Annotated in this window: 23 protein-coding genes and 1 pseudogene; 13 read left to right on the top strand and 11 right to left on the bottom strand. The window is 69.4% G+C overall.

What is annotated here, in order from left to right; all coding sequences use genetic code 11:
* Positions 1-155: 155 nt before the first annotated feature.
* Positions 156-413, bottom strand: a complete 258-nt coding sequence (locus OD750_RS16485) for an accessory factor UbiK family protein (protein WP_263541783.1) — start codon at positions 411-413, stop codon at positions 156-158.
* 161 nt (positions 414-574) lie between these two features.
* On the opposite strand from OD750_RS16485, the gene OD750_RS16480 reads away from it, so the two are divergent.
* Positions 575-913 carry a P-II family nitrogen regulator gene (locus OD750_RS16480; protein WP_263541782.1) on the top strand — a complete coding sequence of 113 codons (339 nt, stop codon included), beginning with the start codon at positions 575-577 and terminating at the stop codon, positions 911-913.
* Positions 914-915: 2 nt separating this feature from the next.
* Here the strand turns inward: OD750_RS16480 and OD750_RS16475 are convergent, their stop codons facing one another.
* The gene (locus tag OD750_RS16475) at positions 916-1,833 is read right to left on the bottom strand and encodes a bifunctional helix-turn-helix transcriptional regulator/GNAT family N-acetyltransferase (RefSeq protein WP_263541781.1); all 918 of its coding nucleotides are present in this window, start codon (positions 1,831-1,833) and stop codon (positions 916-918) included.
* A gap of 103 nt (positions 1,834-1,936) precedes the next feature.
* Here OD750_RS16475 and OD750_RS16470 point away from each other — a divergent pair, with 103 nt between their 5' ends.
* From OD750_RS16470 to OD750_RS16455, 4 genes are all read left to right on the top strand, one after another.
* Entirely contained in the window at positions 1,937-2,284 is a 348-nt protein-coding gene (locus tag OD750_RS16470) for an EF-hand domain-containing protein (protein ID WP_263541780.1), read from the top strand.
* Positions 2,285-2,286: 2 nt separating this feature from the next.
* Positions 2,287-2,997, top strand: coding sequence for a DUF429 domain-containing protein (locus OD750_RS16465; RefSeq protein WP_263541779.1), 711 nt, complete (start codon positions 2,287-2,289; stop codon positions 2,995-2,997).
* Positions 2,998-3,087: 90 nt separating this feature from the next.
* Positions 3,088-3,285, top strand: coding sequence for a hypothetical protein (locus OD750_RS16460; RefSeq protein WP_263541778.1), 198 nt, complete (start codon positions 3,088-3,090; stop codon positions 3,283-3,285).
* A gap of 100 nt (positions 3,286-3,385) precedes the next feature.
* Entirely contained in the window at positions 3,386-3,991 is a 606-nt protein-coding gene (locus OD750_RS16455; protein ID WP_263541777.1) for an alpha-ketoglutarate-dependent dioxygenase AlkB, read from the top strand.
* A 405-nt stretch (positions 3,992-4,396) separates the two neighbouring features.
* On the opposite strand, the gene OD750_RS27525 is transcribed toward OD750_RS16455, so the two are convergent.
* The 4 genes from OD750_RS27525 to OD750_RS16440 all read right to left on the bottom strand — a co-directional run bounded on the left by OD750_RS27525 (position 4,397) and on the right by OD750_RS16440 (position 5,680).
* The gene (locus OD750_RS27525) at positions 4,397-4,648 is read right to left on the bottom strand and encodes a DUF7710 domain-containing protein (RefSeq protein ID WP_425508237.1); all 252 of its coding nucleotides are present in this window, start codon (positions 4,646-4,648) and stop codon (positions 4,397-4,399) included.
* A 27-nt stretch (positions 4,649-4,675) separates the two neighbouring features.
* A complete protein-coding gene (locus tag OD750_RS16450; RefSeq protein WP_272842015.1) occupies positions 4,676-4,999 on the bottom strand; it encodes a hypothetical protein in 324 nt (107 codons plus the stop codon).
* A 132-nt stretch (positions 5,000-5,131) separates the two neighbouring features.
* Positions 5,132-5,263, bottom strand: a complete 132-nt coding sequence (locus OD750_RS16445) for a hypothetical protein (protein ID WP_263541775.1) — start codon at positions 5,261-5,263, stop codon at positions 5,132-5,134.
* A gap of 9 nt (positions 5,264-5,272) precedes the next feature.
* Positions 5,273-5,680 (bottom strand): phosphoribosyltransferase domain-containing protein, encoded by a 408-nt coding sequence (locus OD750_RS16440; protein ID WP_263541774.1) that lies wholly within the window; start codon positions 5,678-5,680, stop codon positions 5,273-5,275.
* A gap of 214 nt (positions 5,681-5,894) precedes the next feature.
* Here OD750_RS16440 and OD750_RS16435 point away from each other — a divergent pair, with 214 nt between their 5' ends.
* Positions 5,895-6,296, top strand: a complete 402-nt coding sequence (locus tag OD750_RS16435) for a YchJ family protein (RefSeq protein WP_263541773.1) — start codon at positions 5,895-5,897, stop codon at positions 6,294-6,296.
* Here the strand turns inward: OD750_RS16435 and OD750_RS16430 are convergent.
* Positions 6,297-7,294 (bottom strand): annotated as a pseudogene (locus OD750_RS16430) (LysR substrate-binding domain-containing protein); the annotation flags it as partial.
* 168 nt (positions 7,295-7,462) lie between these two features.
* On the opposite strand from OD750_RS16430, the gene OD750_RS16425 reads away from it, so the two are divergent.
* From OD750_RS16425 to OD750_RS16400, 6 genes are all read left to right on the top strand, one after another.
* Entirely contained in the window at positions 7,463-8,167 is a 705-nt protein-coding gene (locus tag OD750_RS16425; RefSeq protein WP_263541771.1) for an SDR family NAD(P)-dependent oxidoreductase, read from the top strand.
* Positions 8,168-8,198: 31 nt separating this feature from the next.
* Positions 8,199-9,437: an efflux RND transporter periplasmic adaptor subunit gene (locus OD750_RS16420; protein ID WP_263541770.1), complete on the top strand. Its 1,239-nt coding sequence runs from the start codon at positions 8,199-8,201 to the stop codon at positions 9,435-9,437.
* A 25-nt stretch (positions 9,438-9,462) separates the two neighbouring features.
* Positions 9,463-12,651, top strand: a complete 3,189-nt coding sequence (locus OD750_RS16415) for an efflux RND transporter permease subunit (RefSeq protein ID WP_263541769.1) — start codon at positions 9,463-9,465, stop codon at positions 12,649-12,651.
* 100 nt (positions 12,652-12,751) lie between these two features.
* Positions 12,752-14,041, top strand: a complete 1,290-nt coding sequence (locus OD750_RS16410; protein ID WP_263541768.1) for a hypothetical protein — start codon at positions 12,752-12,754, stop codon at positions 14,039-14,041.
* The gene (locus OD750_RS16405) at positions 14,034-14,714 is read left to right on the top strand and encodes a hypothetical protein (RefSeq protein WP_263541767.1); all 681 of its coding nucleotides are present in this window, start codon (positions 14,034-14,036) and stop codon (positions 14,712-14,714) included. The genes OD750_RS16410 and OD750_RS16405 overlap by 8 nt, the downstream gene beginning before the upstream one ends.
* Positions 14,715-14,879: 165 nt before the next feature.
* Complete coding sequence (locus tag OD750_RS16400) at positions 14,880-17,696, top strand: AAA family ATPase (RefSeq protein WP_263541766.1); 2,817 nt, start codon at positions 14,880-14,882, stop codon at positions 17,694-17,696.
* Here the strand turns inward: OD750_RS16400 and OD750_RS16395 are convergent.
* Positions 17,693-19,195, bottom strand: a complete 1,503-nt coding sequence (locus OD750_RS16395; protein ID WP_263541765.1) for a pyridoxal-phosphate dependent enzyme — start codon at positions 19,193-19,195, stop codon at positions 17,693-17,695. The two genes, OD750_RS16400 and OD750_RS16395, sit on opposite strands and share 4 nt — an antisense overlap.
* Positions 19,196-19,311: 116 nt before the next feature.
* Here OD750_RS16395 and OD750_RS16390 point away from each other — a divergent pair, with 116 nt between their 5' ends.
* On the top strand, positions 19,312-19,797 hold the full coding sequence (locus OD750_RS16390) for an Lrp/AsnC family transcriptional regulator (protein WP_263541764.1): 486 nt from the start codon (positions 19,312-19,314) through the stop codon (positions 19,795-19,797).
* On the opposite strand, the gene OD750_RS16385 is transcribed toward OD750_RS16390, so the two are convergent.
* From OD750_RS16385 to OD750_RS16375, 3 genes are all read right to left on the bottom strand, one after another.
* Positions 19,794-21,968, bottom strand: a complete 2,175-nt coding sequence (locus tag OD750_RS16385; RefSeq protein ID WP_263541763.1) for a serine/threonine-protein kinase — start codon at positions 21,966-21,968, stop codon at positions 19,794-19,796. The genes OD750_RS16390 and OD750_RS16385 overlap by 4 nt on opposite strands.
* Positions 21,965-22,537: an ECF-type sigma factor gene (locus tag OD750_RS16380; protein WP_263541762.1), complete on the bottom strand. Its 573-nt coding sequence runs from the start codon at positions 22,535-22,537 to the stop codon at positions 21,965-21,967. Before OD750_RS16380 ends, OD750_RS16385 begins: the two co-directional genes overlap by 4 nt.
* An 82-nt stretch (positions 22,538-22,619) precedes the next feature.
* Complete coding sequence (locus tag OD750_RS16375) at positions 22,620-25,979, bottom strand: DEAD/DEAH box helicase (protein WP_263541761.1); 3,360 nt, start codon at positions 25,977-25,979, stop codon at positions 22,620-22,622.
* Positions 25,980-26,096 lie beyond the last annotated feature (117 nt).

Raw genomic sequence — 26,096 nt, 5'->3', positions numbered from 1 at the left:
GGTCCGTCGCGGGCGAGCCCGCGGCGGTGTCCAAGCGCAGCCGTGCCGGCGCTCGGTCGAGCGGCGACAAAGGTCCGGCCCCGCCCCGTCAAAGGGGAAGTGGAGCGCGGCCCGTCGGCAGTCGGTACGCGTCGCGCGATGCGCGCGACGCCGGATCAGTGGCGCTGGGTCTGCAGCAGCTGTTCGAGCTGCGCGACGCGCGCTTCGAGCGCTTCGACCTTCTCGCGCGTGCGCAGCAACACGCAGCGCTGCACGTCGAATTCGTCGCGCGTGACGAGGTCGAGCTTGCGCATCCCGGCGCGCAGGGTGTCGCGGAAATTGTCGGTCAGGTCGGCCTTGGCCTCGCTGATGCCGGCAGGAACCAGCTCGGCCAGCCGGCGCGCCAGTTCGTCGATGCTGCTTACGTCGATCATTGCGTTCACCCCGTCGCGTTGCGCCAGCGATTCTACCCGTGGTTCGTGACACGGCGCCTCAGCGAAACGCGCATCCTCGCCTAGGAAATTTCCGAGTCGGTAGGACGGCACGGCCACGTCCGCTATAGTCGGCCGCATTCGTTGCGGGCGCGGGACATTCCATGAAGATGATCATGGCCATCATCAAGCCGTTCAAACTCGACGACGTGCGCGAAGCGCTCGCCGAGGTCGGCGTGCAGGGCATCACGGTGACCGAGGTCAAGGGTTTCGGCCGGCAGAAGGGTCATACCGAGCTGTATCGCGGCGCCGAGTACGTCGTCGACTTCCTGCCGAAGATCAAGCTCGAAGTCGCGGTCGCCGACGAGGTCGCCGAGCGCGTGGTCGAGGCGATCATGCATTCGGCCAACACCGGCAAGATCGGCGACGGCAAGATCTTCGTCTACGCGCTCGATCAGGTGCTGCGCATCCGCACCGGCGAGCTGGACGGCGACGCGCTGTAGCGTTACAGGTCCATTTCCCAGGTTTCGTCGACGAGTTCGTGGCCGAAGTCGCTGTTCGGCGCGCTGGCGACGCGTACGAAACCGGCGCGTTCGTAGATGTGCCGCGCCGCGTCGAGCTGGCTGTGCGTCCACAGCACCATGCGCCGGTAGCCTGCCGCGCGCGCGAACGCCACGCATTCGTCGACGAGCCGGCGGCCGAGGCCCAGGCCGCGCGCGGCCGGTTCGATCAGCAGCATGCGCAGCTTCGCGACGTGCGGCGATTTCTTCACGACGAAGACGCAGCCGAGCCGCGCGCCGCCGCGTTCGGCGATGAAGCCGCGTTCGCAGGCCGGGTCGTGGCCGTCGAGCCAGTCGGCCGCGATACGCGCGACCAGCGCCTCGAACGCCGCCGAATAGCCGTATTCGCTCGCATACAGCGCGCCGTGGCGCTCGACGACCCAGCCGAGATCGCCGGGCCGCGGTTCGCGCAGCGTCACCGGTTCGCCGGGCGCGTCGCCGAAGCCTTTGCGCACCGTCGCGATCGCGTCGACGAGCCGGCGCTGGTCGTCTTCGGCCAGCGCGCCGAGCAGTGCGGCGGCGTCGCGGTCGGCGCTCGCGACGAGCGCGCCGAACGTCGCCGCGCCCTTGCGCGTCAGCGCCAGTTCGCGCCGGCGCGCGTCGTCGGACGACGGCGTGCGCGCGACGAGTCCCTGGCGTTCGAATCCGGCGATCAGGCGGCTCAGATATCCCGCGTCGAGGCCGAGCGCCGCGACGAGGTCGCTCGCCACGGGCCGTTCGCGCTGCGCGATTTCGTACAGCACGCGTACCTGGGTCAAGGTGAACGGGCTGTCGTAGAGGCTCTGGTCGAGCGCGCCGACGCGCTTCGTGTAGTAGCGGTTGAATGCGCGTATCGCGGCGATGCGTTCGTCGGCCGGGTGCATGGCGAGGCTCTGTCGGGGGCCGTGCGAGGTTCGGTCAATTAGTTGCCTCGGTCAAGTAATTGCGTGCAACGAGCGCGTTGCGGCGATCTGATATCGTGCGCCGATGCCTGTCCGACTCGCCCTCGCCGCGCTGCTCGCACTGTCGCCCGCCGCCGGCGCTTTCGGCGCCGCGACGACGTCGGAGTACCTCGCCGACATGGACGCGAACGGCGACGGCAAGGTCAGCCTCGGCGAATACCAGGACTACCTGCTGGCCGGGTTTCGCGCGATGGACCGCAACCGCAACGATATCCTCGATCTCGACGAGTTTCCCGAAGGCACGGTCGGACCGAACACCGCGCCGGTGACGCTCAAGAGCCGCCTGCGCAACCTCAAGGCCGCGTTCGGCCGGCAGGACCGCAACCGCGACGGCGTGCTCGACGCGAAGGAACTCGGCGAGCCGCCCGGCTGACGATGCGCGCACCGATGCTCGTCGGCGTCGACGGCTGCCGCAACGCGTGGCTCGCCGTCGTGCGCGCATCGCCCGATGCGCCGTTGCGATTGAACGTGTTCGACGACGCGACGGCACTGCTCGCCGCGTGCGCCGATGCGACCGCGATCGCGCTCGACCTGCCGCTGGGCCTGTCCGATCACGGTCCGCGCGAGGCCGATACGCTCGCGCGCCGGCGTCTTGGCGCAGGCCGGTCGTCGAGCGTGTTTTCGACGCCGCTGCGCGCGATCGTGGATGCGCCGACGCGCGTCGACGCCGATCGCCGGCGCCGTGCGATCGACGCGCGCGGCGTCGGCGCGCAGTCGTTCGGCCTGTACGCGAAGATCGCGCAATGGCGGCGCGCGCTGCTCGCGTCGGCGCGCTCGCGCGCGGTCGTGTACGAGATTCACCCGGAAGTGTCGTTCGCGCAGATCGCGGGAAAGGCGATAGCCGCCAGCAAGCACACGCCGGACGGCGCGAAGATCCGCCGCGCGCTGCTCGCGGCGCACTTCGGCGCGGATGCCCTCGACGCGCTGGCGGACGCATTGCCGCGACGGCGGGCCGGCATCGACGACCTGTACGACGCGCTCGCCGCGTTGTGGTCGGCCGAACGCATCGCGGCCGGCACGGCCGTTTCGCTGCCCGACCCGCCGGAATTCGACGCCGACGGTTTGCGGCGCGCGATCTGGTACTGACGACAGGGTGACCTCCGACATTCCACTTCCGACACATGCGCCGTCGGGGCCGCCGCCGCACACTGCTCTCGTCGCTGCAAGGAGTTCGACATGCTCGGTTTTCTGGCCTGGCTGATCCTTTTCGTGCTGTGCTGGCCGCTCGCGCTGCTGGCGCTGGTGCTGTATCCGATCGTGTGGCTGCTGCTGTTGCCGTTCCGCATCGTCGGCATCGCCGTCGGCGGCGTGCTCGCGTTTTTCGCCGCGATCGTGTTCCTGCCGGCGCGCCTCCTGGGCGGCCGGCCCGCCTGACGGTTGAAAATCCGCGGGCCGCATCGATGTCGGCAGCGTCCGAATCGGTGAGACGCCGCCGCGCTACCGATACGGCTTTCGGGAGCGCGAGGCGACGGCGATGGGTCAGCTCGGACTATTCGAACGCGGCGACGACGTCCTGACCGACGGGCCGCTCGGCCGCGTCACGTACACGCCGGAGCTGATCGACGCCGCGCGCGCCGCGGCGTGGTTCGACGAACTGCGCGAACGCGTCGAATGGCGCAGCGAGCGGCGCATGATGTACGAGCGCGAGGTCGACGTGCCGCGCCTCGTCGCGGGTTTCCGGCTCGACGACGCGAACCTGCTCGCGCCGCTGCGCGAGGCCGACGCCGCCGTGCGCGCGGCGACCGGCGTGACGTTCTCGAGCGTCGGTCTCAACTTCTACCGCGACGGCCGCGACAGCGTCGCGCCGCACAACGACCATCTCAACGAATTGCGCAAGGACAAGCCGATCGCGCTGATTTCGCTCGGATCGACGCGGCGCATGACGATCCGCGCGAAGGCGCCGCCGCGCCGCGTGCTGCACGTCGATCTCGAACCGGGCAGCCTGCTCGTCATGAGCTACGAGACGCAGCTGCACTACGACCACGGAATACCGAAGACCGACGAGAGCGTCGGCCCGCGCATCAGCCTCGCGTTTCGCGTGCGGGTGCCGTCGGACGGGCGTGCGAATTTCTATCGTTGATGTGCACATTCCCAAGTCTTTCGCGCACGTCGACCCCGGGCTTACATTTCGTGTCAATGCTCCCGGCGCTGAGGGTCCGGTGATCCGGTTTCCTGCGCCATCACTTGGACGAAAAGCAACTTTGCAGGTGGAGGGCCGAGTTCGCACCATGAGCGAGCACGCTATACGGTTCTCCAGCGCCGCTCCTGTAACTATCGACAATGAATGCGCCTTGCACGTCTCGGGGATGGAACGCGACGAGTTCGTTTGCCAAGTCAGCAGCGCTAGTCATTCCTCCGCGGTCACTTTTCAGGATCGAAATCGATCATGGCCCTGCCATTTTGAAATCTTTGAATATCCGAATGTCCGTCCGTCTGTCCAAATTGGCTGCGCCGGCCTCGATTTACACTTGTCGCAAGCGCTTGATCAAGCAACTCGATTGCCGTTTTCGAAGTGAAAATGCTCGACTGCTCCCGATGTGAATCTTGCCACATATGACGGATCCGTTCGTTTCTCGTCTGGCGGGTTGAAGCCTGCGCAGCGAATCGCCCAATCCAGAACTCCCATGTCGACTGGAAATCCGGACAGAAGGCCCGTCAGGCGATTCGATGCTATCCACTCTTCTGCCTTCTCTTTATCGGAGAAAATTCCACTTGGCATCCTCGCGCCTCCGCCCAAAAAAACAAGCCTTGGATAGCATTCTACTCACCCTTGAACTTGAGCCAGCGGCCGATTTTGTTCACAGCAGACCTTATGGCGGACTTGTTCTGATCTACTAATTTTTGCTGAGCGCCGCTCAACTCGGGATCGCCCGCCAAGGGCTTTCCATTTGGTGAGCGGCGAGAGCTGCTCGGACACCCGCACCTTTTTGTCGTATTCGACATAGGCGGGGACGCTCGCACTGCCGCGCAGCGTGGGCGGATCGGGTGGCGATTGGGCGTGTGCGGCGAGCGACAGGGTCAGCAGTGCGCTGAATCCCCCGGCGATCTTGCAACGCCGCCGAAACCACGAAGCTTCCTGCAATTCCATGACGCCATCCGTGACGCGTCGAGCCGACGCGACATCGACGCTAAACGCGACCCGCGGCGTATGCGAATCGGAAACTGGCGCATCGGCGCCTCGGAAGATTCAGAGTGCGTCGGCGCATGGTTTGTGCGGGTATCAGCCGCCGGACGCGCCCGGCCGCCACAGGTCGATCGCGAACGCTTCTTCGTACGGCGGCACGTTGCATTCGATCACATCACCCGGTGCGATCTTCAGCGTGACGCCGACGATGTCGGCGCGCACCGGCACGAGGTGGCGCTAACGGTCGACGAGCGCCGCCGCGTGGATCGCCGCGACGTCCTGCGTGCGCAGCCACTCGAACACGCGAAACAGCGAATGGCCCTGGTACAGCACGTCGTCGACGACGATCACGCGGCGACCGCGCAGCACGAGATCGGGCGCGGCTTCCAGGTGCGTCTGCGGGTACAGCAGTTCGAGGTTGTCGGCGTAGCGCTTGACCAGGAGATCGGCACAGGCGAGATCGGCGTCGGGTGCGTAGCGGCGCACGGCGGCGGCCAGCCGCTGTGCGAGCGGCGCGCCACGGCGCAGCATGCCGAGCAGCGTTATCGGCGTACCGTCGAGCAGCGCGACGGTCTGGCGCGCCATCGAGTCGATGACGGCTTCGAGGTCGGCGGCGTCGTACAGGCGATAGCGGTCGGCGGTCATCGAATCTCCCTGACGGTTTCGATGCTAGTGTGGTGATTCATAAGTACCATTAAATAATTCCGGTGTCTTTCGCCGCGATACGTCGTTGCAACTCGTCGCCGTACCGCCAGTACGGCTCCTCGTCGCGCCTAGTCTCGCGACGAAATCCATCCGGAATTTCTTCAACGTACTTATGAACCACCACACTAGCGCGATGTGGCGCTAACATCGCTCGATGCATGTCGTGAAATCCGAACTTTGCCTCTGCGGCGACGCGCGCCCGTACTGGCGCTGCTGCCAGCCGCTGCACGACGGCGTGCCGGCCGCCGATGCGCAGGCGCTGATGCGCTCGCGCTACAGCGCCTACGTGCTGCGCCTGGAACCGTATCTGCTCGCGACCTGGCACGCGTCGACGCGGCCGGCCGCGCTGAACCTCGCCGCGCAGCCGGCGATCCGCTGGCTGGGCCTCACGGTGAAGCGTCACGTCGTCGTCGACGCCGACCACGCGACCGTCGAATTCGTCGCGAGGTCGCGGTCCGGCGGCGGCAGCGCGCAGCGTCTGCACGAGATCAGCCGCTTCGTGCGCGAGGACGGCCGCTGGTACTACGTCGACGGCGAGTTTCCTGCATCGTCCTGACCGGCCGCGCGCTGCTGCGTCAGCGCCCAGGCCGGCCCCCAGATGCGCAGACCGGTCGGCGTCGCTTCGCCGGGCTTGCCGTTCGGGCACGGCAGGCACCATTCGGTCAGGCGCAGGCGTTCGAGCAGGAAGTCGACGAACAATCGTACCTTCGGCAGCATCGAGCGCCCCGGCGGAAACACCGCGTTGAGTTCGACGCCGGGGTAGTGCCATGCGCTCAGCACGCGGCGGATGCGGCCGCTCGCCAGCAACGGTTCGACCAGCGAGTTCGACAGCAGCGCAAGGCCCGTGCCCGCGAGCAAGGGGCCGCGCAGCACGCTGGGATCGTTTGCGACGAACACCGGATTCACGGCGTAGTCGGCCTCGTCGTCGCCGTTGCGCAGCGTCCAGACGTGGCGCGCCTGCCCGCGCTGCGTGCTGTGGAAAAGTGCACGATGATGCGAAAGCTCGGTCGGGCTGATCGGCTCGCCGTAGCGTTCGAGGTAGTCGAGGCTCGCGTACACCTGCCCGGTGAAGCCGCCGAGCCGGCGCGCGCTCAAGGTCGAATCGGGCAGCACGCCGATGCGCAGCGCAAGGTCGATGTCGGTGCCGACGAGATCCATGTGATCGTTCGTCAGCGTCAGCTCGACGCGAATCTCCGGATGGCGAGCCATGAATTCCGGCACGATCGGCGAAAGTCCGTTGATGCCCAGCGTGTACGGCGCGGTCACGCGCAGCCAGCCGCGCGGCACGCCGTGCAACTGGTTCACGGCGGCCTCGGCCTCGTCGAGGTCGCGCGCGATGCGGCGGCAGTGTTCGTAATACAGCGAGCCGGCTTCGGTCAGACCGATGCGGCGCGTCGTGCGCTTGAGCAGGCGCGTGCCGAGGCGGTCCTCGAGTTCCTGCACCTTGCGGCTGACGCTCGTCTTGGGCACGCCGAGCGTGAGGGCCGCGGCCGTGAAGCTGCCCTGTTCGACGACTTTGACGAAGATCAGGGTATCGTTGAGGTCGCGCGTCATCGAACGTCCGCATTGAACCATTGGCGGGACAATCATTCCCGTTTCTGCCGGCTAATCAAAGTGCCGGCGCTCGCCTACTCTTGCATGTCCCAAGGAGTGCCTGCCGGCCCTGAGGACGTTTGTATCCTCCCACAGGATGATCCGCCGGCGTTACGTGGCGGAGCCATCATGCAGCAGACAGTGCTTGTGATCGGTGCGGCCGGCGGTGTCGGACACGGCATTTCCGCGTACCTCATCGCCACCGGATATGCCGTGGTCGCGGTCGGACGGCAGCGCGACACGCTGCTCAAGCTCGCCGCGCGTCTGGGCGAACCTGAGGCGTTGACGCTCCTGCCCGCGAGTGTGGAGAGCGACGTCGCGGCCCAGGCGCTGTTGCGCGAACTGCGCGACCTGCGACGCCGCTACGTCGGGGTCGTCGTCGCGATCGGGTCGCCGCGCCGGAGCGGCCGGCTGCTCGATCAGGACGAAGTGTTTCTGGACGACAAGCTGCACGCCGACGTCGTCAGTCATTACATCGCCGCGCGCCACCTGATTCCGTTTCTCGCCGAAACGTCGCCGGGCGCGCTGTATCTCGGCATCGGCAGCGCCGCGGCGGAGTTTCCATGGGCGGGCTACGGCCACCATTCGGTCACGAGCGCCGCGCAGCGCATGCTCGCGCGCGTGCTGCACGACGAGAGCCGGGGCCTGGCGGTACGGGTTCAGCACCTGTCGCTCGGCGGCGTCGTGCGCACGCATTTGAATGCGCACTGCGCGTCGAACGACTGGCTTGACGCGGACGAGGTCGGCGCCCATGTCGCCGGCCTCATCGCCGGATCGGATGGCGCGGCGGCCGTGCTCGGCCTGCGCGCCGGCGGCGCGCCGTTACCGCTTTGACGCATTCGTTTTCTACTTGAAGGAGCAGGTCATGAAACGCATTCCGAGATCGGTGAGCCCGGCGCTGCCGCGCGCGGCCGCCCTCGCGTTGCTCGTCGTCGCGCTGGCCGGTTGCAACCGCGGCGGCGCGGGTGCCGGCGGGCACGGCCAGATGCCGCCGCCGCCGGCCGTCAACGTCGCCGCGGTCGTGCAGAAAGAGGTCATGTTGTGGGACGAGTTCACCGGCCGCATCGAGGCGGTGGACCGCGTCGAAGTGCGCCCGCGCGTGACCGGCTATCTCGACAAGGTCAATTTCGTCGAGGGCGCCGTCGTCAAGAAGGGCGACGTGCTGTTCCAGATCGACGACCGCGAATACCGCGCCGCGCACGGTCGCGCCGTGGCCGACATCGAGCGCGCCAAGGCGCGCGTGCTGCTGGCCAAGCGCCAGCTCGAACGCGCGCAGCAGCTCGTGGCGTCCAAGCTCACGCCGCGCAGCGAGGTCGACACGCGCGAGGCCGAAGTGTCGCAGGCGCAGGCCGACCTCGCCGCGAGCCAGGCCGCGGCCGAACAGACGAAGCTCAACGTCGAGTTCACGCGCATCATCTCGCCGATCGACGGCCGCGTCAGCAAGGCGATCGTGACGCCGGGCAACCTCGTGACGTCGAACGCGCCCGAGGCGACGCTGCTCACGACCGTCGTCTCGATCGATCCGGTCTACGTGTCGTTCGAAGGCGACGAGCAGACGTATCTGCGCTACCAGAGCCTCGCGCGCGACGGCACGCGGCAGAGCTCGCGCGACGCGAAGAATCCGGTGCGCATCGGCCTTGCCGACGAAGCCGGCTATCCGCACGAGGGCGTGATGCAGTTCGTCGACAACGCGCTCGACGCGAACACCGGCACGATCCGCGCGCGCGCGGTGCTCGACAACAAGGAAGGGCTGTTCACGCCGGGCCTGTTCGCGCGCGTGCGACTGCTCGGCAGCGGCAAGCAGAGCGTGCTGCTCGTCAACGACCGCGCTGTGATGACCGACCAGGACCGCAAGTTCGTCTACGTGCTCGGTCCCGAGAACCGCGCGCTGCGCAAGGACGTCAAGCTCGGCCCGCAGGTCGAAGGCCTGCGCGTCGTGACCGACGGCCTCACCGCCGGCGAGAACGTGCTGGTCAACGGCATGCAGAAGGTGTTCTTCCCGGGCATGCCGGTCGCGCCGAACACGGTGCCGATGGACAAGCCCGAGCAGGCCCCGCCGCAGGCGCCGGGTGCGCCGGGCCAGCCTGCCCAGGGCGCGCACTGAGCGCGCTCGGGGCCAAGGAGAATTTATGGATTTCTCTCGTTTTTTCGTAGACCGCCCGATCTTCGCGGCGGTGCTGTCGATCATCATCTTCGTCGCGGGCCTGATCGCGATTCCGATGCTGCCGATCAGCGAATACCCCGACGTCGTGCCGCCGTCGGTGCAGGTGCGCGCGGTGTATCCCGGCGCGAACCCCAAGACCATCGCCGAAACCGTCGCCGCGCCGCTCGAAGAGGCGATCACCGGCGTCGAGGACATGATCTACATGAAGTCGGTCGCCGGTTCCGACGGCGTGATGAGCCTCACCGTCACGTTCAAGATCGGCACCAACATCGACCTCGCGCAGGTGCAGGTGCAGAACCGCGTGAGTCAGGCCACGCCGCGCCTGCCTGAGGACGTGCGCCGCCTCGGCGTCACGACGCTCAAGCAGTCGCCGAACCTGACGATGGTGGTGCATCTTCTGTCGCCGAAGGGCAACTACGACATCACGTACCTGCGCAACTACGCCGTGCTGCACATCAAGGACGAGATCGCGCGCATTCCCGGCGTCGGCCAGGCGCTGATCTTCGGCGCGGGCGACTACTCGATGCGCGTGTGGCTGCAGCCCGATCGCGTCGCCGCGCTGGGCCTCACCGCCGGCGACGTCGTGCGCGCGATCCAGGAGCAGAACCTGCAGGTGTCCGCCGGCTCCATCGGCGCGCCGCCGCAGAAGACGAACGCCGAGCAGCAGCTGTCGATCAACGCGCAGGGCCGCCTCGTCACGGAAGAGGAGTTCGGCAACATCGTCATCAAGGGCGATGCGACCGGCAGCATCGCGCGCCTCAAAGACGTCGCGCGCATCGAGCTCGGCGCGTCCGAATACGCGCTGCGTTCGCTGCTGTCGAACCAGCAGGCCGTCGCGATCCCGATCTTCCAGGCGCCGGGCTCCAACGCGATCGCGATGTCCGACGCGGTGCGCGCGAAGATGAAGGAACTCGCCACGCGCTTTCCCGAAGGCGTGACGTTCGACGTCGTGTACGACCCGACCGTGTTCGTGCGCGATTCGATCAAGGCCGTCATCACGACGCTGTTCGAAGCGATCGCGCTCGTCGTGTTCGTCGTGATCCTGTTCCTGCAGACGTGGCGCGCGTCGATCATTCCGCTGCTCGCCGTGCCGGTGTCGATCGTCGGCACGTTCGCGGTGCTGTGGCTGCTCGGCTTCTCGATCAACGTGCTGACGCTGTTCGGTCTCGTGCTCGCGATCGGCATCGTCGTCGACGACGCGATCGTCGTGGTCGAAAACGTCGAGCGCAACATCGAGGACGGCCACAAGCCGCTCGCCGCGGCGCATCGCGCGATGTCGGAAGTCAGCGGTCCGATCATCGCGATCGCGCTGGTGCTGTGCGCCGTGTTCGTGCCGATCGCGTTCCTCGGCGGCGTCACCGGCCAGTTCTACCGGCAGTTCGCGGTGACCATCGCGATCTCGACGGTGATCTCGGCGATCAACTCGTTGACGCTGTCGCCGGCGCTCGCCGCGGCGCTCCTGCGCCCGCACGACGCGCCGAAGGACTGGCTCACGCGCGCGATGGACAAGCTGTTCGGCGCGTGGCTGTTCCGGCCGTTCAACAAGTTCTTCTCGCGAGCGAGCAAGACGTACGCCGACGGCGGCCGTCCGGCGCTCAAGCGCGCGCCGCTGATGCTCATCGTCTATGCCGCGCTGATCGCGCTGACCGTCGTCGCGTTCCGCGCGGTGCCGGGTGGCTTCATCCCGACGCAGGACAAGCTGTACCTGTTCGCCGGCGCGCAGCTGCCGGCCGGCGCGTCGCTCGACCGCACCGAGCAGATGATCCGCAAGATGAGCGACATCGCGTTGAAGACGCCGGGCGTGGCCAACGCGGTCGCGTTCCCGGGCCTGAACGCGCTGCAGTTCACCAACACGCCGAACATGGGCACGATCTTCTTCGCGTTGAAGCCGTTCGCCGAGCGCGACGGGCTGTCGGCCGAACAGATCGTGCAGCAGTTGAACGGGCAGTTCTTCGGCACGATCCAGGAAGGCCTCGGCTTCGCGCTGATGCCGCCGCCGGTGCTCGGCCTCGGCAATGCGGCCGGCTACGAGATGTACATCCAGGACCGCGCGAGCCTCGGCTACGGCGAACTGACCAAGCAGATCGAAGCGCTGACCGGCGGCATCATGCAGCGCCCGGGCCTGGATCGCCCGATCAGCTCGTACCAGTCGAATGTGCCGCAGCTGACCGCGGAAGTCGACCGTACGAAGGCCAAGGAGCAGGGCATCGCGCTGACCGACCTGTTCCAGACGCTGCAGGTGTATCTCGGTTCGCAGTACGTCAACGACTTCAACCGCTTCGGACGCACCTACCAGGTGATCGCGCAGGCCGACTCGGCGTACCGCGACGAGGTGACCGACATCGCGCAGCTGAAGACGCGCAACGCGGCCGGCCAGATGGTGCCGATCGGCAGCGTCGTGAACGTCGGCCAGACGTACGGCCCCGACCCGGTGATCCGCTACAACGGCTATCCGGCGGCCGACCTGCAGGGCGGCGCGAATCCGGCGCTGATGTCGTCGTCCGAGGCGGTGGCCGCGGCGGGACAGGTCGCGCAACAGATGCTGCCGAACGGCATGTCGTTCGAATGGACCGGCCTTACGTACCAGCAGGTGACGCAGGGCAACGCCAGTCTGTACGTGTTCCCGCTGTGCGTGCTGCTCGTGTATCTCGTGCTCGCGGCGCTGTACGAGAGCTGGTCGCTGCCGCTGTCGGTGATCCTGATCGTGCCGATGTGCATCCTGTCGGCGCTCGCGGGCGTGTGGCTGACCGGCGGCGACAACAACATCTTCACGCAGATCGGCCTCGTCGTGCTGATAGGACTCGCGTGCAAGAACGCGATCCTGATCGTCGAGTTCGCGCGCGAGCTCGAGACGCGCGACAAGATGGGCATCGTCGACGCCGCGCTCGAAGCGTGCCGCCTGCGTCTGCGCCCGATCCTGATGACGAGCTTCGCGTTCATCATGGGCGTGCTGCCGCTGGTGTTCGCGCACGGCGCCGGTGCCGAAGTGCGCCACGCGATGGGCGTGACGGTGTTCGCGGGCATGCTCGGCGTGACGGTGTTCGGCCTGTTCCTGACGCCGGTGTTCTACGTGCTGATCCGCAAGCTCGCGGTGCGCACGCAGCGCAAGCCGCACGGCGACGCGACAGCCGCATCGGCGACGCATCACGCGTAAGTCGTTGTCCGTGCAACCCCGCCGTACGCCGGCGGGGTTGCACCGGACGCCGCGATGCCCGACCATCGCGCGCCGTGGTATCTCGCAAATCCCCCTTCGAATGACCGATTCCGACGACCGCCTGCACGAGTACCTGCGCGCAGGCGTTGCCGCGGGCGACGTTCCGGCGCTGTTCCCGCTGCTGCGTTCGCGCGAACTGCTGCGCGCGTTTTCGACGCTGTTCCACGGCGGCGAGGAAGGCGTGATGGTGCGCCTCCTCGTGCTGCGCACGATCGGCGAACGCGGGCACGCGCCGGACTGGAGTCCGCAGGAGCTGCGCGACCATTTCGCGTATCTCGACACGACGAAGCTCGACACCGTGCTGGCGCGCCTGCGCGACAATGGCCTGCTCGCGTGGGAAACCGAAACGCAGCGCTGGCGCATCAGCCCGGTCGGCCGCCAGGCGCTGTCGGCGCTGTCGCTGCTGCTGCAGTTTCAGGGCGACGGCGACGAACTGGCCTACGTCACGGCGCAGATCGCGGCCGGCGAAGCGACCGGCCGCGTCGGCCCCGAAGACCTGCAGCACCTGCTGTCGCGCCTGAACGAACTGCGCGACGACTTCGACCGCGCGGTGCTGTCGGGTTCGGAGCACCGCATTCGCGCGGCGGCGGCGACGCTGAAATCGGTCTGGCGCTGGGTCGAAAAGGGCACGCAGATCGTCAAGCTGATCGCGCAGGACGGCGAGCTCGATCCCGCGCTGCACCGCGTCGCGCAGCAGATCGGCCGCGCGCAGAGCGCGATGCTGCGCCAGGCGTCGGTGTTCCAGCGCGCGCTGAACCAGCTCGACCGCCATCGCGTGCACCTGGGCGGCAGCGGCCTGTCGTCGTCCGACGTGAACCGCTGGCTGCGCTCCGTCGACGTTGAAACGCTGGCGGCGATTTCAGACGGCGTACTGGCCGAACGCCTGGCGCCGGCGTTCGTGCTCGGCGACATCGCGCTCGACGTCGCCGACTACGAACTGGTCGATCGCGAACGCGAAGTCGCCGAAGTGACCGGCCTGCCGCCCGCGCAGGGCGCGCCGGAGGAGGCGCGCGAACTCGCCGCGCAAGCCGACTTCAGCCTCGCCGAAGCGTGGTACGACGCGCTCGCGAATCTCGCCGAACCCGCCGATCTCGCCGCGCTCGTGCCGCACGCCGATTTCGCGACGAGCGCGTACCGGCTGTCGCTGCTGGGCCTGCTCGGCGATCCGGGCGCGCAATCGCGCGTCGGCGCGCTCGCGGCACTCGCGCGACTGCCGCTGCGGTTGAATCTCTCCGGAAAACTCCAGAAGGTCGACGGCGCCGACGTCGGCTGGATCAGCGCCGGCAGTCTTGCCGCGCTCGACGATATCGAGGTCAGGAACGATGAGTGATCCCGTAGCCGCGCTGATCGCGCGCCTGCTCGCCGAGCGCTGGCTGCCGCGCGACGACGACGGCGTGCGCCAGGCGCTGACCGACGCCGGTTTTCGCGAAGACCTCGAACGGCGCCTCGCCGGCGCGGGTCTGCGCCTGCTCGACCATCCGTACGCGTCGCACGTCGCGATCGCGATCGCCAAGGGCCAGGAAGCCGCGGTGTTCGCGGGGCCGAAGGCGTGGGCGGCGACGAATCTCGGCCTCGACCGCGACGCGATCGCGCTGCTCGTCGTGCTGTGGGCGTTGCTGGTGCTGCCCAAGCGCCAGCGCCAGATCGCGCGCGTCGACGCCGACCGCGGCCAGGACCAGGGCCAGATCTTCGCGGAACTCAAGCCGGTGCCGGTCGGCGGCGAAGTGGCCGAACCGGTCGGCGAGCGCACGCTGATCGCCGACTTCGGCGACAAGCTCGGCGGCAAGATGCGCATCCAGATGAACCTCGGCGCGCTCGCGCGCCACGGCTTCATCGTGCGGCGCAAGGAGCGCATCCACGAAGGTCCGCTGCTCGATCTCGCGTTCGACTACGAACGCACGGCGCGGCGCATTCTCGACGGGTCGCTCGCGTTCGTCGTCGACGAGGCGCGGCGCGAGGCGGCGGACGAGGCCATGGCCGACGATGCCGATGCGATCGAATAGAACGCTCCCTCTCCCCCAAGCTGGCTTGGGGGAGAGGGCTGGGGTGAGGGGGCGAGCGTGACGCGCTGCCCCGGCCATAACGCTGCACGGTGCGCCGCCCCCTCACCCCGACCCTCTCCCCGCGCGAGCGCGGAGGAGAGGGAGTCCACCATTGGGGAAATGGAAATGTTTGAATTCCGCTCGCTCGAAGTCGTGCATTGGGACTATTGGCAGCGCTTCACGCTGCCGCTCGACGCGGCGATCGTCACCGTCGTCGGTCCGAACGGCTCGGGCAAGACGACGCTGCTCGACGCGCTGCGCACGCTGCTGGCGATCGAAGACCGCGAAACCGCGCGCGACTACAAGACGTACCTGCGCCACAACGGCAAGCCGTTCGCGTGGCTGCGCGGCGTCGTCAGCAACCGGCCCGACCGCAACGGCCGCCGTCCGTTCTTTCCGCTGATGGACGGGGAGGTCACGCTCGCGTGCCGCATTCGCAAGAAAGGCGGCGACTGGACACGCGACTACCAGATCCTCGGCGGCGACGTCGCCGTGGAAACGATCGATGCGCAGGGCGGCGAATGGCTCGGCCTGCGCGATTACCGCGTGCGTCTGGAAGGCGCCGGCCTGACCCGCGCGATTCGCCGCGTGCTGACGCTCGAACAGGGCGCGACCGACAAGCTGTGCCAGTACCCGCCGCGCGAACTGCTGCAGCTCGTGTGGGACGTGTTCGGCGAAAAACCCGTGCTCGACGACTACCAGCGCGCGCGCGGCGAGCAGTTCGCGACGGAGCAGGAGCTCAAGCAGCTCGGGCAGGACCTGGCCGCGCTGCACACGCGCCTGGAAGCGGCGAAGGCCGACGTGCGTTCGTTCGACGAGTACGGCGAAATCCAGCGCGAGCAGCAGCGTCTCGAAGTGGAGATTGCACCGAAAGTCGCCTTGGCCGAACTCAAGGCGACGCTCGACGGCAGCCGGCCGCGCCTGACCGGCCTGCGCCGCGCGCTGCGCGAGGCGCTGTCGCGGCGCGATCGTCTCGACACCGCCGAAACCGGCGCCGCACAGCGGCTCTCCGACGCGCAGCGCGACGTCGCCGACGCGCAAGCGGCCACGCGCGACGCCGAGCAGCGCTTTCTCGCCGCGCGCGACAGCGCGCGCGACGTCGAAACGCTGGCGCGCCGCGCAGAACAGCTCGAACGGCTCGCCTCGACGCACGGCGCCGGAGATGTGGCGGCGCTGACGCGGCAGATCGAAGACGACCGCCGCCGCCAGGCCGAACTGAAATTCGAAAGCGTCGAAGACCGCCGCCGTCACGGCGACGTGCTGACGCAGATCGCCGCGCTCGCGAGCGGACAGCGCTACGCGCCGGGTTTCGAAACCGAATTCCGCGCCGCGCTCGATGCCGCGAAGATCGGGCATCGCATGCTCGCCGACAGCGTCGAGGTGACCGATCCGGCGTGGGAGGCGGCCGTCGAGGCCGTGCTCGCACCGCATCGCCATCTCGTGCTGCTCGCGTCGCCGTCGGATGCGAAGGCCGCGTTCGCGCTCGGCGAAAAGAAACAGTACCGGCACTTCGTCGTCGCCGAGCGCGCGCCGGTCGACAAGCCGACGCCGGGTTCGCTGCTCGAAGTGCTGCGCTTCTCGGCCGATCCGCCGGCATGGCTGCCACGCCAGCTCGACCGCATCCGCCGCGTCGCCGACGTCGACGCCGGCTCGCGCCTGCCGCCAGGGCAGGACTGGATCACGCCGGCCGGCTACCTGCGCGAGCATCGCGGCGGCCGGCACATCGGCACCGACGAGCGCCACTACGGCGCCAGCGCGCGCGCGTCGCGCCGCCGGGCGCTCGAAGCCGAACTCGCCGAGCTCGACGCTCGGCACGCGCGGCGCGAGGCCGAACTCAAGACGCTCGTGCAGCGCCTCGACGAGAACCAGGCGCGCGTGCTCAAGGTGGACGCGGCGCAGGAGCTCGTCACGCGCAGCGCCGAGTTCGCGCAGGCGCGCGTCGAAGCCGCCGAGCGCACCGAGGCCGCGCAGGTCGCGGCCGACGCGCTCGCCGCGGCGCGCGACGCGGTCGACGCCGCGCGCGAACGCGCCAAGCGCGAAGAACTCGCCGCGGCGTCGCGTCGCGCCGAACGCGACAATCTCGCGCGCGAGATCGGTGAACGCGAACAGCAGCTGGAACAGGAGCGCCGTACGCAGGTGCGCCGCATCGTCGAGTTCCGCCGGCAGCGCGCGCTGATGCCGCAGGGCTGGCGCAGCTTGGCCGCGCTCGCGGCGGCGCGCGAAGAATTCGAAACGGCGCACGAAGTGCAGCGCGAACTGGAACGCCTGGCGCATCGCGTCGAACGCGGCGGCTACGTCGTCGATCCGGCCTGCGTCGCGCTGCGCGACAAGATCGCGGCCGACCACGAGGCGCTCGAAACGACGCTCGGCCGGCGCGACGCGCATCTGGCGCGTGCGCGGCGCATCACCGACGAGGCACGCGGCGCGTACATCAACGTGCTGCGTGCGACGGTGCGCGCGTACGCGAAGAACCTGCGCGCGCTCGGCGAACTCGCCGGCATCAACGTCGACGTCGAGCAGCCGGAGCTGGCCAACGACGACGTCGCGCTCGCACAGGCCGGCCTGATCGTGCGCTTCGACTTCGACCGCAAGGGCTGGATCGGCCTCGACGACGGCGAGGCGTCCGGCGGCCAGCAGGTGATGAAATCGCTGCTGCTGCTCGTGGCGCTGCTGCGCGACGAGACGCATCCGGGCGGCTTCGTGTTCATCGACGAGCCGTTCGCGCATCTGGACGTTTTCAACATCGAGAAAGTGGGAAGTTTTCTGCGCGCGACCGAAGCGCAGTACATCCTCACGACGCCGATCACGCACAATCTCAACGTGTTCCACCCGACCGACCTCGTGCTCGCGACGACGAAGCGCCGGCCGCAGAGCGCGTGGGCCGAACCGGTCGCGGTGCTCAAGCGCGCGGCGAAGACGGCGCCCGCCAAGGCGAGCGCTTAGCCGACGAGCCAGCACCGCACTTGCGGCGCCGTGAGATTGCCGCCGGCGAGCACGGTCGCGACGCGTTGCTGCGCGAACAGCGGCGCGTGCGCGATCAGCGCCGCGAGGCCCGCGGCGCCGGCCGGTTCGATGACGAGGCCATGGTGCGCGTGCACGCGGCGCATCGCGTCGATCAGCACGTCGTCGTCGACGGCGAGCACGTCGTCGACGAGCCCCTGCATGTCGGCGAGCGCCTCGCGCACCGGCACGCGCACGGCGATGCCGTCGGCGATCGTGTCGGTGCGCGCGCGCTCGATGCTGCGCCCGGCGCGCCACGACTCGGCCATCGCGGTCGCGCCGCTCGCCACGACGCCGACCACGCGCGTCGCCGGCGACACGGCCTTGATCCAGCGCGCCATGCCGTTGATCAGCGCGCCGTTGCCGAGCGGCACGACGACCGCGTCGTACGCGTCGTCGCGCGCGAGGAGTTCGAGCGCGATCGTGCCGGCGCCTTCGCTGATCGCGGGCGCGAGACCGTCTTCGACGAGGTCGGTGCCGACCGCCCGCGCGAGCAGGCGCGCGGCGTCCTTCGCCGCGTCGAAGTCGGCGCCTTCCAGGCGCACGTCGGCGCCGAGCGCGCGCATGCGTTCGATCTTCAGCGCGTTCGCGTTGCGCGCGGCGAAGACGACGACCGGAATGTCGTACTTGCTGCCGGCACAGGCGAGCGCCTGGCCGAAGTTGCCGGCGCTCGCGCAGATCAGCGCGCGTCGGTCGCCGGCGTCGACGCGGCGTGCGACGAAGTAGTCGGCGCCGCGGCCCTTGAACGAGCGGATCGGATTGACCGTTTCCACCTTCAGCATCAGCGTGCAGTTCAGCGCCTGCGACAGCGGCGCGGAGACGAACTGCGGCGACTGCACGAATGCCGGATCGATGCGATGCGACGCCTCGACGATGCGATCGAGCGACAGCCGGTGCGCCGGACGCTGCGCATCGACGAGCCGTGCGCGCTCGCTCATCGGGCGGATCGAATCGGGCCCTGCCGCGCGGTCGGTCATCAGCACGCCGTCGAGATGGTCGATCTCGTGCTGCAGCAGCTCGGCGAGATCGGACGGCAGCCGTTCCCAGCGGCGGCGGCGGAACTGCGCGTCGCGGTAGTCGAGGCTGATCGACCGGTGACGACGCACGCGCACGAGGCGGTCGGGCACGCTGAAGCAGTCGTCCCACAGCTCGAACGTCTCGTCGCTGCGCCAGGTGATCTCGGGATTGACGAGGACGATCGGCCCGGCGCCGAGGTCGAGCGCGAGCATGCGCCGTGCGATGCCGATCTGCGGCGCGGCGATCGCGCGGCCGTAGCCGTGGCGGCGGCGGAATGCCGACAGCGTCGCGGCGAGCGCAGCGGCGTCGTGCACGACGGCGTCGTCGAGCGCGGCGACCGGTTCGGCCGCCCGGCGCAGGCGTGCGTCGGTGTCGGTGAGGATCGGTCGGGCGGAGACGTACAATGTGCTGGCTTCGGCGGACATGACGTTTTCAGTCGATGGCGATGCCGGAAGGTTAGCGGCGCCGGCGCGTCGGCGCGCCGCGTCCTCGCCGCCGCAAATGCCGCTTCGCCGCAGAACGCCCACGACGACCGATCGCGATGACCCGAAAACCCCCGCCGCTCGACGCCTTCGACCTGCGCATCCTGGAGCGGCACCAGCGCGACACGCAGACGCCCGCCGCGTCGATCGGCGAGGCGATCGGCTTGTCCGCCGCCGCGGTGCAGCGCCGCCTGAAGCGCATGCGCGAGGCCGGCGTGATCGAGCGCGAGGTGGCGCAGGTCGCGCCGCGTGCGGTCGGGCTGCCGATCACCTGCGTCGTCGGCGTCGACCTCGACCGCGAGACCGCGGCCGACCTCGACCGCTTCAGCCAGAAAATGGCGCAATGTCCCGAAGTGCAACAGTGCTACTACGTGACCGGCGAGACCGACTACGTGCTGGTCGTGCTCGCGCCCGACATGGAGGCGTACGAGGCGTTCACGCGCCGCGCGCTGCTCGACGATCCGAACGTCAAGAGCTTCGTCACGCACGTGGTGCTCGACCGCGTGAAGGTCGGTTTGACCGTGCCGATCGCGCCGGTTCGCTAGAGCGGCTCGTCCGACACGCCGAGCGCGCGCGCCAGCGCGCTCTGCTCGATCCACTGCAGGCGGCCGGCGTCGCCGGCGATCCGCGCGGCGCCCGTCAGTTCGCCCCGCAGCCGTGCGCGATTGTCGTCGCTCGCGTCGGCGCCGTAGTGCGCGATCGCCGAAGCCAGCGTCGCGACGCGGTGCGTGTCGAGCCGGCGCAAGGCCGGATCGTTGCGCGCCGACGCGATGGCCGCGTCGAGCACGCGCGCGGCACCGGCGTAGTCGCCGGTGCGGTTGAGGAGGCGTCCGTAGGCGACCTGCAACGCGAGCCGCGATGCCGCATCGCCGCTGGCCCCGGCCTGCGCGATGCAGCGCGAGAAACGCTGCACGGTTTCGGCATTCGCCTCGACGCCGGCGCCGCCGGCGAGCGTCGTCGCGCAGTCGGGTTCGGCGGCGACCGGGGGCGCGTTGCCGACTCTCGCGCGGATCGCGAGCGCCAGCGCGTCGTCGGCGCCGAGCGACGGCAGCAGGTGCTCGGCGAGTTCGCGTGCGACGGCGAGCGCCTCGTCGCCGCGACCGCGCGCGTCGAGGATTTCGACGCGGCGCCAGCCGAGCAGCGCGCGCTGCCGCGGCGTGGCGGCGATCGCGAGGCCGTCGTCGATCGCCGCGCGCGCGGCGCCGATGTCGGCGAGCCGCAACAATGCCGCGACCTTCGTGTCGTACAGGCGCACGCGCAGATCGACGGTCGCGTCGGTCGCGTCGACGGTCGCGAGCGCGCCGTCGACGAGCTCGAGCGCCGCGGCGGGATGGTCGCGACGCAGCTGTGTCAGCGCGTGCGCCAGCCGGGTTTCCGGCGCGACGGCGGCGGCGACCGGTTCGGGCGGTGCGACGGTCAGTGCGATCGGTGTCTCGGCCGGCGCCGCGGCGCGGCGCCACGACAGCGCCGCGAACGCGGCTGCGGCGAGGGCGACGACGCCGATCGCGGCGACGACGCGATGGCGCCGGATCGCGTCGAGGACCGGCGCGAATCGCCGTGCGCGCGACGCCTCGGTCGGGCGCGCGCCGAGCGCATTGCGCAGGTCGGCCGCGAAATCGTCGACCGACGCGTAGCGCTCGCCGGCGTTCTTGCGCAGCGCCATCAGCGCGACGCCGTCGAGTTCGCCGAACAGCGCGTCGGCGAGCGCGGTGCGGTCGGCGCAGCCGCGCAGCCGCGCGCGCGCGTCGGCGACGTTCGGCGGACCGCCGAGCGCGCGCAGCGACGGCGGATCGGGTTCGACGCCGAGGATCGTGTTCTCGATCTGGCCCGCGGTCAGGCCGGCCAGTTCGAACGGCGGTTCGCCGCACAGGAGTTCGTACAGCAGCACGCCGAGGCCGTAGACGTCGGTGCCGACGCCGATTTCGGCGCCGGAGATCTGTTCGGGCGCGGCGCTGTGCGGCGAAAACCAGCGTTGCGCAGTGGCGGTGCGCTCGACGCGCTGCCCGTCGAACACCGGCTGCAGCGGCTTGGCGATGCCGAAGTCGAGGAGCTTGGGTACGCCGTCGGCGCCGACGAGTACGTTGCTCGACTTGATGTCGCGATGCACGACGCGATGCGTGTGTGCGTGCGCGACCGCGGCGCACAGCCGCAGGAACAGCGCGACGCGGTCGCGCAAGGCCAGCCTCGCGCGGTCGGCCCAGGCGAGGATCGGCGCGCCGTCGACGTATTCCATCACGGCATACAGCGAGCCGTCGTGTTCGCCGGCATCGACGTAGCGCGCGATCAGCGGATGCGACAGCCGTGCGAGCACGCCGCGTTCGAGCAGGAAGCGGCGCCGTTCCGGCGCATCGACGAAGTCGGCGTGCAGCACCTTGATCGCGACGGGCGCGCCGCCGCCGTCCGGCTCGCCGAGGTAGACCGCGCCCATGCCGCCGGCACCGAGTTCGCGCGTTATCGTCCAGGCGCCGATGCGACGTCCGACCCAGTGCGCCGACGCGCGGCGCAGCGGTGCCAGCTGCGGCAGCAGCGGCTCGGTGGCGCGCTGCGTCAGGTGCGCATCGGCGTCGAACAGCGCGGCCAGCTTCGCCGCGACGGCGGGATCGCGCGTGCGCAGGTCGGCGAGGAACGCGGCGCGTTCGACGGGCGGCAGGTCGACCGATTCGATGAACAGTTCGCGCAGGCGCGCCAGCGTGTCGTCGCCGTCGCGTTCGGTCATGACGTGCCGAGCTTGTCGGCGAGCCACGCGCGCGCGAAGCGCCAGTGGCGCACGACCGTGGCGCTCGATATGCCGCACGCCTCGGCGATTTCCGCGGTGGTCAGGCCCGAGAAATATTTCAGTTCCACGATCCGCGCGCACACGGCGTCTTCGCGCTCGAGTTCGGCGAGCGCCGCGTCGATCGCGAGCACGTCGACGCCGGCGTCGGAGTGCGGGCCGGCCTGCTCGGCGGCGAGGTCGAACGACACGAACACCGTATCGCCGCCGCGCTTGTCGGCGAGCCGCGCGCGCACGTAGTCGACCGCGAGTCCGCGAATGATCTTGGCCGAGATCGCGAAGAAGTGGACGCGATCCTTCCACGGCGTTTCGCGCGCGATCTGCAGACGCGCGTAGGCTTCGTTGACGAGTTCGGTGGGATCGAGCGTGATCGCCTGGAACGAGCCGCGCTTCAGGCGCGAGCGGGCCAGTTCGCGCAGCAACGGATAGACGACGTTCATCAGCGCGGCTTCGGCATCGGGCGCGCCCTCGCGCCAGCGCACGAGCAGTTCCGTGATTGGTGTTTCGTCCATACGTAGAGGATTACGCTTTTGCGACGGCGCACGATCTTACCGCCGCGCCCGCCCCGGCGCATCCGGGCGCCGGTCGCGGACGCTACAGCGCGCCGAAGAGTTCGCTCAGGTCGTCCTCGTCGAAGCGCAGCGACTGCGTCGTGCCGCCTTCGAGCACGGCCTGCGCGAGATCGGCCTTGCGCTGCTGCAGGTCCTGGATCTTCTCCTCGACCGTGCCGGTGCAGATCAACTTGTACACGAATACCGATTTGTCCTGGCCGATGCGGTGCGCGCGGTCGGTCGCCTGTGCTTCGACCGCCGGGTTCCACCACGGATCGTAGTGGATCACCGTATCGGCGGCGGTGAGGTTCAAGCCCACGCCGCCGGCCTTGAGGCTGATCAGGAACACCGGCACTTCGCCGGTCTGGAAGCGTCCGACGAGTTCGGCGCGGTCGCGCGTCTGTCCGGTCAGCGTCTGGTAGGCGATCGATTCGGCGTCGAGCGATTTTTCGATCAGCGCGAGCATTTCGGCGAACTGCGAGAACACCAGCACGCGCCGGCCCTCGGCGACGAGTTCGCGCAACAGGTCGAGCAGGAGGTCGAGCTTCGCCGATTCGGTGGCGCGGCGGGCGCGGTCGAGCTTGACCAGCCGCGGATCGCAGCAGACCTGGCGCAGCTTGAGCAGCGCGTCGAGCACCACGATGCCCGACTGCGCGAGGCCGCGCTCGCGGATCGCCTCGCGCACGCGCTCGTGCTGCGCAAGACGCAGCGATTCGTACAGCTCGCGCTGCTTGCCCACGAGCTCGACGCCGCGCTCGATCACGGTCTTGGGCGGAAGATCGGTGAGCACGTCTTCCTTGCGCCGGCGCAGCATCAGCGGCGCGATGCGCTTGTGCAGCTTCGCCTGGCGTTCGGGATCGCCGTGCTTTTCGATCGGCGAGCGATAGTGGCGCGTGAAGCTCTTCTCGTCGCCGAGGAGGCCCGGTTCGACCGCGTCGAACTGCGCCCACAGTTCGCCCAGGTGATTCTCCAGCGGCGTGCCGGTCATCGCCAGGCGTCGCCGCGCGACGAGTTCGCGCACGACCTGCGCGGCCTGCGTGCGCGCGTTCTTGATCGCCTGCGCCTCGTCGACGATCAGCAGCGAGTAACGATGCGCCGCGAGACTTTCGCGGTCGCGCGCGAGCAGCGGGTATGTCGTGATGACCAAGTGGTGGTCCGGCACGCTCGCGAAGTTCGTGTCGCGCGTCGCGCCGTGCAGGATCAGCACCTTGAGGTCCGGCGCGAAGCGCTGCGCTTCGGCGCGCCAGTTCCACACGAGGCTGGTCGGCGCGATCACGATCGCCGGGTCGTTCAGTTCGCCGCGCTGGCGCATCGCTTCGAGGTGCGCGAGCACCTGCACCGTCTTGCCGAGGCCCATGTCGTCGGCGAGGATGCCGCCCAGACCCGCGGCGCCGAGAAACTCGAGCCACGCGAGGCCTTCGCGCTGATACGGCCGCAGCGTCGCGCGGAAACCTTCCGGCTCCTGCACCGGCGCGCGCGCCGCGCTGAGCTGCGCGAGCGTTTCCTTGAGTCGCGGTCCGCCGCGCCACGGCAGTCCGGCCGGGCCGCGCGTGAGTTCTTCGACGACGCCGACCTGCGCGCGACGCAGCTGCAGGTGTTCGCGCACGCTGCCCTGTTCGAGCCATTCGAGCAGCGGCGCGATCAGCGCGCGCACGCGCGCGACCGGCAGCGGCACGCGGCGGCGCGCGTCGATCGGCGCGAGCCACACCGCGTCCTTCGGCTCCTTCGGCGGCGCCTTGAGCGGAAACGACGGGTCGGACAGCGCGCGCTGCAGAATCGGCAGGAGATCCACGCGCGTGCCGGCGATGTCGATGCCGAGCGACAGGTCGAACCACGCGTTGCCGGCGTCCTCGATGTCGGCGTGCCAGGCATCCGGGCCGGGCAGGATTTCGACCGGCGACTCGGCGTCGAATTCGAGCAGAAAGCCGTCGGCCTGCAGGCGCAGCGCGAGCGCGAGCAGATGGTCGGGCGGCGCCAGTTCGCCGCGGCCGCGTTCGAGCACGAAGCAGCCGAAGGCGATGCCGTTGGCGAGCCCGTGCGCGTAGGCGACGTCGGCGGCGTCGATCAGCTTGTGCCGGTCGAGGCGTTCGTAGGCGGCGAGTTCGGCGCTGCGATCGCGCACGATATCGAGCACGCGTCCGTCGACGAAGCGGCGTTCGCTCGGACCTGCCGCTTCGAACGGCAGCCGGTGTCCGCCGTAGTCGAACGACAGGTACAGACAACCGGCCTGGTACTTGGCGCCGCCGGCGCGACTCGACGCGCCCGCGCGCAGCGTGCCCAGGCGCAGCACCGGCGCCGGCACCACGCGCACGGTTTCGATGTCGCCGTGATCCTCCGGCATCGGCACCGACGCGAGCGACTCGGTCGACTTCCAGCGCTCGCGCAGCAGCGGCGCGACTTCCGGCGAAACGTGCGGCGCGTTGAGCAGGCGCTCGGCCATGCGCACGTCGGCGTCGACCGGGCCGATTTCGTTGTTGTCGGGATCGCAATACCACAGGCCCGCGATGACGACGAGCCGCGCGGCGGGACCGGCGCCGACGATCTCGGCGTGCATGCGCTGCGTGCCGTCGTTCTGCGCGCGCCAGCGCCACGCGACGTCGCGCTTGGGGCCCAGCCGCAGCGCGCCGCCGCCGGGCTTGCCGAAATAGCACGGCGTGTGTTCGAGCACGTCGGCGAGCCAGGCTTCGTGGCGCGGCGACGTCAGGCGCTGCCAGTTGCCGCTGCGCAGGTATGTCGTCGGCGCCATGCGCAGCTCGGCGATGCGCAGGAACTCGTCGGGCGACAGGCCGGCCCACGGATCGGCGCGACCGCCGTGCCCGGCGTCGTTCTGCGGCGCGACCGGCCGCGGCTGCACGCAGCCGCCGCGCTTGCCGTGGCGAAACCACACCGCGAGGGCGCACAGCGCCGGCAGCCGCAGGTCGGTGGTCTCGAACAGAAAGCCGAGCACGCGCGGCTCGTTCGCTGACGGCGGCGCGCTCGGCGGCAGCGTGAGGTTGTCGAGCCACTGCTCCCACGGCCGCAGGTCGGGCTTCGGTGCGGTCGGCGACGGCGGCGGCTTGAGTTCGAACTGCTCGTCGATCTCGTCGATCTCGTCGCCCGCATCGAGGCCGGCGATCGTCAGCGCCACGGCGTGCTTGCAGAACTCGCCGACCGCACAAGTACAAAAAGTCTCGACTTTCGGCACCTTGCGGCCGGGCTTGATGCGCACCGCGGTACGGTACGGCTTGCCCTGGCTGCCGAGCACGAAGCCGAGCAGGAATCCGGCGTTGCCGTCGTCGGCAAACGCGACGGCCTGCACGCGGCCGCGTTCGTGATAGTCCTCGCCGCGGTCGAGCGTCCGCGGCGCGTAATACGCCGCGAGATCGATCTCGTTCAACAGGCTGAGGAACTGCGACCGCTGCATACCGCTCCCGCGTCGACGATGCCTCGCCGAACGCTTCGGCGAGACGGGAAAACGCCGATTATGCAGGGATTGAAGCGGATTGTGCGCGGATGCGACGGGCGCCCGCGGCGCGGTCGT

The sequence above is a fragment of the Tahibacter soli genome (assembly GCF_025717065.2).
In the GTDB taxonomy this organism is placed as follows: Bacteria; Pseudomonadota; Gammaproteobacteria; order Xanthomonadales; family Rhodanobacteraceae; genus Tahibacter; species Tahibacter soli.
Note: the sequence above shows the minus strand (reverse complement) of the source record. Positions and strands in the feature narration are given on the sequence as shown.